The sequence below is a fragment of the Ruegeria arenilitoris genome, from assembly GCF_013031355.1.
Classification (GTDB): Bacteria; Pseudomonadota; Alphaproteobacteria; order Rhodobacterales; family Rhodobacteraceae; genus Ruegeria; species Ruegeria arenilitoris_C.
This window is the reverse complement of record NZ_WPZO01000007.1, coordinates 19,749-31,367: the sequence shown is the minus strand read 5'-3', so window position 1 is coordinate 31,367 and position 11,619 is coordinate 19,749. Positions and strand designations below refer to the sequence as shown.

The 11,619-nt window shown below is 62.6% G+C and carries 9 protein-coding genes and 1 riboswitch; of the genes, 3 read left to right on the top strand and 6 right to left on the bottom strand.

The window, feature by feature from the left end:
- The first annotated feature begins 16 nt into the window (after positions 1–16).
- Both GOX63_RS16265 and GOX63_RS16260 read left to right on the top strand, forming a co-directional pair.
- Positions 17–1,396 (top strand): polysaccharide biosynthesis/export family protein, encoded by a 1,380-nt coding sequence (locus GOX63_RS16265; protein WP_367646745.1) that lies wholly within the window; start codon positions 17–19, stop codon positions 1,394–1,396.
- 55 nt (positions 1,397–1,451) lie between these two features.
- Positions 1,452–2,618: a nucleotide sugar dehydrogenase gene (locus GOX63_RS16260; RefSeq protein ID WP_170327584.1), complete on the top strand. Its 1,167-nt coding sequence runs from the start codon at positions 1,452–1,454 to the stop codon at positions 2,616–2,618.
- Between the two features lie 71 nt (positions 2,619–2,689).
- Here the strand turns inward: GOX63_RS16260 and GOX63_RS16255 are convergent, their stop codons facing one another.
- The 6 genes from GOX63_RS16255 to GOX63_RS16230 form a co-directional block, all read right to left on the bottom strand.
- Positions 2,690–2,959 carry a spike base protein, RCAP_Rcc01079 family gene (locus GOX63_RS16255; RefSeq protein ID WP_170327583.1) on the bottom strand — a complete coding sequence of 90 codons (270 nt, stop codon included), beginning with the start codon at positions 2,957–2,959 and terminating at the stop codon, positions 2,690–2,692.
- Between the two features lie 308 nt (positions 2,960–3,267).
- Positions 3,268–3,960, bottom strand: coding sequence for a thiamine ABC transporter ATP-binding protein (locus GOX63_RS16250; protein WP_170327582.1), 693 nt, complete (start codon positions 3,958–3,960; stop codon positions 3,268–3,270).
- The gene (locus tag GOX63_RS16245; protein WP_170327581.1) at positions 3,947–5,494 is read right to left on the bottom strand and encodes a thiamine/thiamine pyrophosphate ABC transporter permease ThiP; all 1,548 of its coding nucleotides are present in this window, start codon (positions 5,492–5,494) and stop codon (positions 3,947–3,949) included. Before GOX63_RS16245 ends, GOX63_RS16250 begins: the two co-directional genes overlap by 14 nt.
- The gene (thiB, locus tag GOX63_RS16240) at positions 5,470–6,450 is read right to left on the bottom strand and encodes a thiamine ABC transporter substrate binding subunit (RefSeq protein ID WP_170327580.1); all 981 of its coding nucleotides are present in this window, start codon (positions 6,448–6,450) and stop codon (positions 5,470–5,472) included. Before thiB ends, GOX63_RS16245 begins: the two co-directional genes overlap by 25 nt.
- A gap of 32 nt (positions 6,451–6,482) precedes the next feature.
- A riboswitch (TPP riboswitch) is annotated at positions 6,483–6,588 on the bottom strand.
- A gap of 65 nt (positions 6,589–6,653) precedes the next feature.
- Positions 6,654–9,056 (bottom strand): YbcC family protein, encoded by a 2,403-nt coding sequence (locus GOX63_RS16235; RefSeq protein ID WP_170546436.1) that lies wholly within the window; start codon positions 9,054–9,056, stop codon positions 6,654–6,656.
- A 14-nt stretch (positions 9,057–9,070) separates the two neighbouring features.
- Positions 9,071–10,621: a proton-conducting transporter transmembrane domain-containing protein gene (locus GOX63_RS16230; protein WP_170546433.1), complete on the bottom strand. Its 1,551-nt coding sequence runs from the start codon at positions 10,619–10,621 to the stop codon at positions 9,071–9,073.
- A 104-nt stretch (positions 10,622–10,725) separates the two neighbouring features.
- Here GOX63_RS16230 and GOX63_RS16225 point away from each other — a divergent pair, with 104 nt between their 5' ends.
- On the top strand, positions 10,726–11,616 hold the full coding sequence (locus tag GOX63_RS16225) for a LysR family transcriptional regulator (protein ID WP_170327577.1): 891 nt from the start codon (positions 10,726–10,728) through the stop codon (positions 11,614–11,616).
- The last annotated feature ends 3 nt before the right edge of the window (positions 11,617–11,619 follow it).

Genomic DNA, 11,619 nt, shown 5'->3' with positions numbered 1-11,619 from the left:
CAGCGGAGGACAGCTCGTGCGTCATACTTCCCTTCTCCTTGGTGCGCTGGCCCTGAGCGGCCTGATCGCCGGATGCTCGACCATCTACCGCAGCCCCTCGGTGACCGCAGGCGTGTCGGAGGCCGGCAAGGTTCGCGTCGTGCCAGTGACGCCCGAGACCGTGCTGGTCGCCAACCGCTCGCCCTATGCGCCCAAGACCCTGCCCTCCGTCTTTGCGCTGTCGGCCGGATCGGGCTCCTCCAACAGCCTGCGCGGCACCGGCCCGCTGCCCGAGGCGCCCTCGACCCAGGACGGATCGCGCGCCGGCCTGCAGCTGGACCCGCCGCCGCAGGTCAATCCCGGCGCCTACACGATCGGCATCGGCGACGTGCTGGTGCTGTCCACGCCCTCGACGCAAGGCACCGCCGGAGAGCTGTCGGGCCTCCTGGCCGCGCAGAACAGCCGCAACGGCTATACCGTGCAGGATGACGGCTCGATCAACATCCCCGATGTCGGCCGCGTGCGTCTGGTCGGCCTGACCGTGGACGAGGCCGAGGCGCTGCTGTTCCAGCGCCTGGTGGAAAACCAGATCGACCCCACTTTCAGCCTGGAGATTGCCGAGTTCAATTCCCGCCGCGTCTCGGTCGGCGGTGCCGTCGGCCAGCCCGGCGTGCAGCCCATCACCCTGACCCAGCTGACCCTGGGCGAGGCGCTCTCGGCCGCAGGCTCGGTCTCGGTCAGCGATATCGACAACTCCTCGGTGCGCATCTACCGCAACGGCAATGTCTATCAGATCCCGCTGGAAGACCTCTATTCCCGCACCGAACTGCAGAACCTCAACCTGATCGCCGATGACTCGGTCTTTGTCGACACCGACTATGATCTGGACCGCGCCGAGCGCTACTTTGCCCAGCAGATCGCCCTGCGCGAGACCGTGCTGGAAGGCCGCCAGACCGCGCTGCAGGAACTGAACGTCGCCGTCAACCTGCGCCGCGCCGATCTGGATGAACGCCGCGACAACTTCATCCAGTCCATCGAACTGGACGCCATCGACCGCGACTATGTCTATCTCTCCGGCGAGGTTCGCACCCAGGGCCGCTATGCCCTGCCCTTCAACCACTCCGCCACCCTGGCCGACGCGCTTTACGACACCGGCGGTGGCGTGGCCAAGGAAACCGGCGATGCGTCGGAAGTCTACGTCCTGCGCGCCGCCCAGGACCCCCGCGAGTTCGGCGCCGTCACCGCCTGGCACCTCGATACCCGCAACGCCGCACACCTCACCCTCGCCGCCCAGTTCGAACTGCGCAACAACGACATCATCTTCATCGCAGAAAACCCCGTCACAAAATGGGGCAGAACTATCTCACAAATCACACCATCCCTCATCACAACTCCAATCGTCGCCGCGGTGAATTAACAAGGAAATCGCCCCACCAACTGGTCCGGGCCCAGGTTACAAAAGGAATTCAACCATGAAGATTGCGGTCGCCGGTATCGGCTATGTGGGCCTGTCCAACGCGGTGCTGCTGGCGCAGAACCACAACGTGGTGGCTCTGGACGTGTCAGAGGACCGCGTGAGTTTGCTCAACCGGCGTCAAAGCCCGATTCAGGATGCCGAGATCACCGACTTCCTGTCCAACCGCGCACTTGACCTGATCGCCACCACCGACGCCGAAGCCGCCTATCCCGGGGCCGATTTCGTCGTCGTGGCCACGCCCACCAATTACGACCCGCGCAGCAATTACTTCGATACCAGCTCGGTCGATGCGGTGATCGAACAGGTCACGTCCGTGAACCCCGACGCCGTCATCGTGATCAAGTCCACCATCCCGGTGGGGTTCGTGACCCAGGCCCGTGCCCGGTTCGGTACCGACAACATAATCTTCTCGCCGGAATTCCTGCGCGAGGGGCGGGCGCTGTATGACAACCTGCACCCCAGCCGGATCATCGTCGGTGAACGGTCCGACCGGGCAAAAGTCTTTGCCGATCTGCTGCTGGAGGGGGCGGTGGACAAGGATGTGCCGGTGCTGTTCACCGACGCAGACGAGGCCGAGGCGATCAAGCTGTTCGCCAATACATACCTTGCCATGCGGGTCGCCTTCTTCAATGAGCTGGACAGCTATTCTCTGGCCGGCGGCATGGACTCGCGCCAGATCATCGAAGGCGTCAGCCTCGACACACGGATCGGCGCGCATTACAACAACCCGTCCTTCGGCTATGGCGGCTATTGCCTGCCCAAGGACACCAAGCAGCTGCTGGCCAATTACAATCACGTGCCGCAGAACCTGATCCGCGCCATCGTCGATGCCAACCGCACCCGCAAGGATTTCCTCAGCGACCAGATTCTGATGAAGGGGCCTAAGACTGTCGGGATTTACCGGCTGGTCATGAAAGAGGGCAGCGACAATTTCCGCCAGAGTTCAGTTCAGGGCATCATGAAACGGATCAAGGCCAAGGGCATTCAGGTCATCGTCTATGAACCGGCCCTGAGCGAGGATCACTTTTTTCACTCACCAGTGGTCCGCGATTTGGACGCGTTCAAGCAGCAGGCCGACCTGATCGTCGCCAACCGGTTGTCGGATGAGATCAGCGATGTCAGCGACAAGGTCTTTACCCGCGATCTGTTCGGAGCGGACTAAGACCGGATGCCTAAGCCGGGCCAAAAGATAACCTGCCGCACGAAAGGGGCGCGGCAGGTTCAGGTTGCGTCTCAGGTCAGCACAAGGGCATGGATGCCCGATGCGGTCGTGCCGGTGGCATGAACGCGCGTCACGCCGACGGGGAGGATGGAGAAATCGGCAACTTGAACGGTGCGTGTTTCGCCGCGGATCGTGGTCATTGCCAGTGCACCGCCTGTTTCGACGTAGAGACCGATTGCCACCTCGGCCAGATCGGCGGTGTCAGAAGGTATCACGGGGGCAACGTCGCGCGCGGGGCCGGACAGGCTGGAAACACGGTTTGTAAACGGGTTGGTCGTCATAGGTCGAGTCTCGTTCTCTGTGTCAATCAGCGGAACGCTAGTCAAAACCGCTTAACGAGGGGAAAGCACAGCGTGCGTTGCATCGCTAGCTTGACGGCCTAACAACAAAAAAGGGCCCCCGCCTTGGGGGCCTGTTTTGTGCGGCCATAAGTATCTTATGCCGCATATTCCGTTGTGCAGGTCGTCAGCCCTTAGCGCCCTGTCCGCGGGCGTAGACGTCTTCGTAGCGGACGATGTCGTCCTCGCCGACATAGGCGCCGGTCCTGATGAATTTCCTCGGCTTCATTTTCCACAACCGGAACTAGCGCCTATCCCAGATAGGCCCGCAAGCTGGGCGGCGGGTTGTCGAACAACTGCACCGTCGCTGCGGGCGGATGTGCCCGTTCGTCTGCCACAAGCACCGTCTGATCGGCAATGCGGCGGGCGTCCTGCGGGTCATGGCTAACCATCAGTAGGGTTGTTCCGGTCTCGGCCAGCAACTCTGCGACAAGGTCCAGCATTTCAGCCTTTAGCGCAGGCCCCAGAGCCGCAAAGGGTTCGTCCAACAGCAAAAGGTACCGCCGTTGCACCAGCACCCGCGCCAGCGCGACCCGGCTTTGTTGCCCACCCGAAAGCTCGGCCGGTTTGCGCCCTTCAAAACCGGGCAGACCCACACGGGCCAGCGCAGTCTCGACCTGCGATTGTTCCTCTGACGACAGACGCCCGTTCGGGCGCAATCCCAAAGCGACATTCTGCTCCACCGTCAGATGCGGGAACAGATTGCCATCCTGAAACAGCATCGCCAGCGGGCGTTTGCCAGGCGCAAGGTTAGAAATGCTTTGCCCCTGCCACAGGATTTGCCCCTGTTTGAGGTCGCGAAACCCGGCGATTGCCTCAAGCAGCGTCGACTTGCCCGCGCCCGAGGGGCCGACGATGGCGACACTGGCCCCGGCCTCGACTGTAAAATCGGCCTGCAAGGCGAAACCGCCATTCTCGATGACGCAACCGTCAAGTTTCAGCATGTAATCGCCCTCCGCGATCCAAAAGCCAGAACGCCCCCATCGACAGCACCAAAAGCAGCAGCGCCGCCCCGGCCGCCGCCTGCATCTGATAGGCCCCCATCAGCCGGTAAATCTGCAGCGGCAAAGTTGCGATCTGGGGGTCTGCAAACAGAGCAATCACGCCGAGATCGCCCATCGACAGCGCGGCGGCAAGACCGGCGGCAAAGCGGATTTGCGGGCGCATTCGGGGCAGCAGAACTCGGGCGAAAAAAGTCTTTTTGTCCATGTCCAGCGACAGGGCCAGTCGCCCGTGGCGCGTAACCACATCCCGCGCGGCGGGCACCAGAATGCGCAGGGCAAACGGCAGCGCCATGACCGCGTTCACCAGCGCCGTCACCGGCAGCGCCAGTGCGGTTGGGTTGGCGAAAGGACGGATCAGGATGAACAGACCGGTCCCGATCACCAAGGGCGACGCCGCCAGCCCCAGAATACCGCTGAGCTCGACGATCCCGTACCGCCCCGTCGCAACGGCCATGGCCATTGGCAAGGCCAGCATCAACAGGACGGCCGTGCTGGCCGCCGCCACCAGAACCGAGGTCAGCGCGGCGCGGAACACCAGCGCAGGCATCTCGAAAAGCCCCGAGAGCCCTGAAATCACCACTGCCGCCAAAGGCAGCAGCAGAAACGCCGACGCCGCCAGTATCCAAAACGTATCAAGCACCGGCACGCCCCCGTCCCAGCGGCGGATGGCCCGGTCCAGACCTGCGCCGAACCCATCCCCGCGCGAAAACTTCAGGGCGGCCAGCGCAGCCGCTGCGGTCAGGGCCAGTTGCAACGCCGACAGCAACGCCGCCCGGCCGAGGTCGAAATCGTAGGTAAACGACTGATAGATCGCCAATTCTATCGTTGTCGCGCGTGGCCCTCCGCCCAAGGTCAGTGCGACCGCAAAACTGGTCAGACAGATGGCGAAGATCACGGCCAACACACCCGGCAGGATGCGCCTGAGCATCGGCAGCTCGATCAGACGGAACATCGCCATCCCGTCGCAGCCCAATTGCGCGGCCAGTCGAAAGCGTTCAGCGGGGATTTCCTGCCAAGCCTGCAGGAGCAGCCGCGTGGCCAACGGCAAGTTGAAGAACACATGCGCCAGCACAACACCGTGCAACCCGTAAATCCGTATCGGCGGCAAGCCAAAGAAACTCAAAATGTCCGAAATCCAACCCGCGCGGCCAAAGACCTGCAACAGCCCAAGGATCGCCACGATGACCGGTAGAATGAAAGGCGCCCCTAACAGCGCGATCAACGCGCGCCGCCCAAAAAACCGCCGCCGGGCCAGTGCCCGCGCCACGGGCACCGCCAGCGCTGCACTGAACAGGGCCGATAATACCGCCTGCACAAGCGTGAACCGCAAGGCGGCCCAATCCGCTGGGCCAAACCCGCCCGCCGCGTCGGCCCGCAGGGCAACAGCGGCAAGGGTCCCCAAAATCAGCGCGGCCACCAAAGCCGCCGCGCCAACGCCCGGCCAAGGGCTTACTGGCTGAGCGCGCTCAGCCATTCCGCAAGCGCCTGATCCCGCACTTTGGCGGCCTCATCCGGAGAATACAGCAAGGATTTTTCCGGCTGAATCAGCGTCTCAAACCCTTCGGGCAGACCGGCTGCTGGCGTCACTGCCGGATACATCCAGTTGGTGGTCGGAATGATCTGCTGGAACGCGTCTGAGACCATGAAGTTCAGAAATTGATCCGCCAACTCAGGCTGATCCGTCCCGGCCAGCTTGGCCGCAACCTCAACCTGCATATAGTGACCTTCGTCAAAAGCAGCCGCCGCTTTGCTGGCGTCTTCCTCGGCAATCAGGTGATAGGCGGGCGATGTGGTGTAGCTGAGGACCATGTCGGCCTCACCTTCCAGAAACAACCCATACGCCTCGGACCAGCCTTTGGTCACGGTCACGATATTGTCGGCCAGACCGGCCCAGATGTCCGCTGCCTCATCGCCGTAAGCCGCCTGTACCCACAGGAGCAGCCCCAGACCCGGAGTAGACGAACGCGGGTCCTGAATGATGATCTTGGTGTCGCCCTCGGCCAGTTCACGGAAGTTCGCGGGCGCTGCCGCATCAGCGTTATGAACAAAGGCGAAATAGCCCCAGTCATAGGGCGCGAACACCTCATCCGTCCATTCGATCGGCAGTGTGTATTCGGCGCTGACCGAGCTGGGCGCAAACAGGCCGGTTTCCTTGGCCGCAGTAATCAGGTTGGTGTCGAGACCCAGCACCACATCGGCATCCGAGTTCTCACCCTCAAGCCGGATACGCGACAGCAGTGCTGCGCCGTCCTCGACGCCGACAAGGTTCAGCTCGCAGTCACAGACCGCCTCAAACGCCTCTTTCACCTGCGGGCCGGGCCCCCAGTCCGAGACAAAGCTGTCATAGGTATACACGGTCAACTGAGGTTTATCGGCCGCCATAGCCGTAGTTGCGCTCAGGATTCCCGCAGCAATCATCAGATGTTTCATGTCATCCTCCATTGCGGCGAGAGGGCAAGGATGGATGAAACCGTCACCTTTCCCTCCGCCGGTTCTAGCCGGTTCAGGTTCAACGGGTTCGCCGAAGGCATCTCAGCGCGGCCACGCCACGCACCCCGAGGTGAAGCTCTGACTAGGCGGGAACCGATCAAAAGACAACCCGTTTCGCAGGCCGCCCGTTGATCGGTTTCAGCTTATTCCGCCGCGATGGCCTGATCGGACGCGGTGCTGATCGGGGCCCAGTTCAGGTCACCGGTATAGCGCCAGGTCAGTTTGCCTTGGTCGTCCATGGCGATCAGGTGCAGCCAGCCGTTGTCGAACAGCGCCCGCACTTGCGGGTGCCGGTCCAGGATTTCCGACATTGCCGCGCGCGGGGCCTCGATCACAACCGATAGGCGCAGCGGATCGTGCTGATACCCTTCGCCGTCATGGATCGATTGCCACGGCAGGCCCGGACGGGGGGCGCCGTTGTTGCCCTCCAACACGCCGATCCCGCCGACCACATTGTGCAGCAGCTTGTTGCCACCGCCGAACAGGCCGGGTGCCACGGTCGAGCCGTAATATTGCAGGCTGATCCAGCTGACTACGACCACCGGGGCGGTCATGATCAGTTCCAGCACGCCATAGCCGTCATCCTTGCGCCAATCGTAATTGTGCAGAAAGGCCTGCCCCGCCAGATCTGCCCCATCCGTGCGGTGACGCGGGGCTGCTATAAAGGCCCGGCACCCGGCCAGTCCCCATTCGGGGCGGGTTTCCGCCCAATCCTGTGCGCGGCGCTGAATATCCGTGGCCTTGTTAGCGCGCGGCAGGCGCGCGGCGCGTTCGGCCCGGGCCAGCTGTCCGGCCGCATCCAGCCAGTCCTTCACCTGCGCCAGATCGTCAGATTGGCTTCCCGGCGGCAAATCCTGCTCATACAGGCTAATCCGGTCTGTTGTGGTCGAGTGCATTGCCGCCACGAACTGAGTGTCGGCGGGAATTGTGATCCCCTGCCCCTCCAACCCCGAACGCACCTGCTCATCATTCAGCAACCCGGCCAGAAGCCGCGCGTTCACATCGCCTGCATGACCGCCGCACGCGCCACACTGCAGTGCGCTTTCATGCGGGTTGTTGGTGACCTCGGCCCCGTGACCAACCAGCAGGACGATCCGGGCAAATTTGTCGGTCAGAGACATCGCCGTCAGCACCGCCTTGGCCATACCTACGCGGACTTCCAGATCGATATTCGGGTCCAGTTGCGGCGCCGGGTCAATCTTGGATTTTCCGGCAACCCCCAATGCGTCGCGTATCAGTTTTCCGGCGTACAAGGGCCCGGTCGCCTCAACAAAAGCAAAGGAAGAAACCGCAGCCAGTTTGAACCGGCCCCAGGCCCGTTTGGCCCGCGCCGAATAGCGACGGGTCAAGTCCTTGCCCGCAGATTCCTTGGCCTGAGAGTACACGGAGGGTTGCAACAACGCCGGCCCATGGACCTCGGTGACATCTGACCCCGCCGCTTTGTGTGCACTGGCAAGGCCAAAGAACCCCGCAAAGCCAAGCGTTTCGATCCCGGTATCCTGCGCCTCGAGCGCGCGTCGGAACACCTCGGACCGGACGTCGATGCAGAACGCCGCCTGCACCTGCGCCCGACCGTCGGCCTGACGCGCGGTGCCGGGCAGCAGCCTTTCGGCCAGCGCGCGTTGCTGTGCCCGTTCGGCGGCCTCTTGCAGGACAGCATCGATCACGAAATCGGCGGTTGGCGTCAGCGGCGCCTCATGCCCGGCCACAACCGCGGCCCAGCGTTCACAGATCTGATCTTCGTAAAGCGCCAACAACGCCTCATCGAATACCATGCGCACGGCCAGCAGCTCGGTCACGGTATTGTCCTGTTCGCCTTTCAGGTCGGCGTCCCATAGCAGAAAGCGCGCGTATTGCGCCCAACCGCCCAGGGTCGTCAGCCAGCGGTGATAGGCGGTTGCCGCCGCCTCGGTGCTGAGGCCCAACCGTTCCGAAGACCGGCCAATCGCGCGCCAATGCGACCGGTTGGTGCCCGCAACAAAAGCGCCGAACCCGGTCAGGCCATGAATTTCCGGCGTCAGATCACGAGAGGCGAACTCGCGCCAGGCGCTGAAGGCGCCACCCGTCCGGGCCTGTTGCCACAAAGCCTGCCCCTGGTCGAAATGGCTGGCAGCCCAGATGCCTATCCGATCCTCGATCAGGCCGGGCCAGTCCGTGCCCGAAACCTCGGCCGCGAGCTCGGCCACGGTGGGCAGGGCTTGCGGTTGCCGGGCCTCTGATTTCAGCGCAGCCAAAACGTCCTCAAGGCTTGGGGCATTGAACGGACCCTCAATCGCAGACAGGGCGTCCAGAATATCCGCCTCGGTCATCTCACCGGCACGCAGCTTTGCCGCCCAATGCGCCCGATCCGGCGTAATCCGCGTACCTGCAACCCGCGCCAGCCGGGCCGAGGTCACGGCCAACGGCTCATCGGCCTGACCCAGAAACGGGTTCACCGCAACATTCGAGGACAGAGGGAACAAGGGCGGGATCGCGTAGGCGGCGGATTTTGCTTCTGCCACCAGTTCCAGCAGCGGCGCAGGATAAGCTTCGAGCTTTGCAAACATCAGATCTGTTCCTTTCAGGCTACGGACTTTCTGGACCAACCGTCCAGAAACTTGTCGAAAATCGCATTGGCATAGAGGCCGTTTGACAGATGCACCCGCAGGCCCGCAGCAGCCGGGTGCGCCGCCCAAAGCGGGAAGGTCGCCTGCGCCACCGCAACAAACCCAAAGCTCAGCAGGGCCAGCACGATCAGCGCCCATTCCAGCGGCCCCGGTGCAGGGGTCGCGGGCAAGGCTCCGGCGGTGACATGCTGTGCAATAACCTGCAGCGCGAAATAACCGACTGAGGTCACCAGCGCATAGACCACCGTGCGCTGCGTCAGCTGGCGCGGCGCGGCATCGGCAAAGCCCTGCGCCAGCAGGTAGGCCACCCCAAAGATCAGAATGACGCCAAGCGCAATGGCCTGCACAGACTTGCCATCAAAACCCAGCACCGTACCGACCAGCGCATAGATCACGATCGCCGTCCCAAAGGCCCGTAGAACGTTGCTGGCACTGGGTACCGCGATCGGGCCGGGGCGGTGGATGGCGGAAACGTTTTTGACGGCCTCGCCAGAGCTGAGGAAGGCGTGCGCTTTGTAAAGCGAATGCGCCACGATATGCAGCAGCGCCAGCGGGAACAGCGCCAAACCGCATTGCATCACCATGAACGCCATCTGCGCAATCGTGGACCAGGCCAGCGAAGTTTTCACCGCAGGCTGGGTCAGCATCACCAACCCGCCGAACAGCGCGGTAAACCCGCCCAGCATCACCAGCAGAGCCATCACTCCGGGTGCTGCCAGCATTACATCGGCAAAGCGGATCAGAAGGAAGCCGCCCGCATTGATCACCCCCGCGTGCAGCAGGGCCGAGACCGGTGTCGGTGCTTCCATCACCTCGGTCAACCAGCCGTGTACCGGAAACAGGGCCGAGGCCAGCACCGCCGCAACAGCAATCAGTAGCGCCGCCGTCATGGTCAGCCAGTTGACCTGTACCGTTGTCAGGACCGTGTGGATATCCGTGGTGCCGGTTGCCGCGATCAGCATCACTATGGCTCCCGCCAGTGCCCCTTCACTGAGCCGCGCCACCAGCGCCTTTTTCCGTGCGGCCCGTTGGGCGGTTGCGCGATCTGGATAGAACAGAAGCAGCTTATGCAGGGCCAGACTGGTAGTGGTCCAGGCGACCATCAACTGGATCAGGTTGCCCGACATCACCAAGATCAGGACCGAGGCCAGCGTCAGCGCCATCCATTTCGTAAAGGCCCCCTGCCGCGCCTCGCCATCCACGTAGGTCGCCGAATACCGCAAAACGATCCAACCGATGAAGCTGACCAGCACCAGCATCACCGCGCTGACCGCATCCAACCGAACCGAAAGGCCCACACCGAACGCCCCGATCAGGGCCGAGGTGCCGGGGCCATTAGTGACCAACAAAACCGCCGCAATCGCGGCAACCAGAAAGGCCGCAAAGGCTGCGGCTTCGGCCAGTTTCGGAACCCGGCCCGGGCGCAGGCCCGGATGACGCCCGGCATGGATCGCGGCGGCGATCAAAATCAGTGGGCTGAGAAGTGGGAGATAAAGATAGAACATAGTGACTTCCCCTGGATCATCGGTTTGGGACAATCAGTTAGGGCAGATTTTTTGCCATTAAAAATTCATTGTTCTGTTTGTTTCGTTCTATTATTTAGAACAATATGCCTCTGAACTATCATCATCTGCGGTATTTCTGGGCCGTGGCCCATGACGGGAACCTGACCCGCACGGCGCAGCGACTAAACCTGTCGCAATCGGCTTTGTCGGTGCAGATCAAGCAACTGGAAGAACGGCTGGGCCACGACCTGTTCGAACGCCGCGGGCGGCAGCTTTATTTGACCGAGGCCGGGCGTATTGCGCTGGACCATGCGGATGCGATTTTCTCGACAGGTCAAGAACTTGTTGCTACTTTGACCGAGACGGTGCAAACCCGTAAAGCCCTGCGCGTGGGGGCCTTGGCGACCCTGTCGCGCAACTTTCAGATCGGGTTTCTGCGCCCCATTCTGTCGCGTCTGGATGTTGAGGTGATCCTGCGGTCTGGCAGTCCGACCGAGTTGATGGAGGGGCTTGAGACGCTGAACCTCGATCTGGTGCTGATGAACCGACCGCCGCCGGATGACAGCCTGACCCCGTTTGAGACCCATCAAATCGCCGAACAGCCCGTCAGCATTGTCGGCACGCCCGACCGGCTGAACCCGAAAACACCGATTAAAGAGCTGTTGCACACGCAACCCTTCATCCTGCCCACCACCGACAGCACCGTGCGCACCGCGTTCGACGCCATGGCCAGCCGCCTGTCCGAACGCCCGCAGATCGCGGCCGAGGTCGATGACATGGCCATGATGCGCCTGTTGGCGCGCGAGGATATCGGGCTGGCCCTTGTGGCACCCATCGTCGTGACGGATGAGCTGAACTCGGGCCGGCTGGTCGAAGCGCAGGAACACCCGCGCATCAAGGAAACCTTCTACGCCGTCACCTTGCGCCGCCGCTTTCCCAATCCGCTGGTTCAGGATCTGTTGTCACATAAACCTGACCCCATGCTTTTACCCTGACCG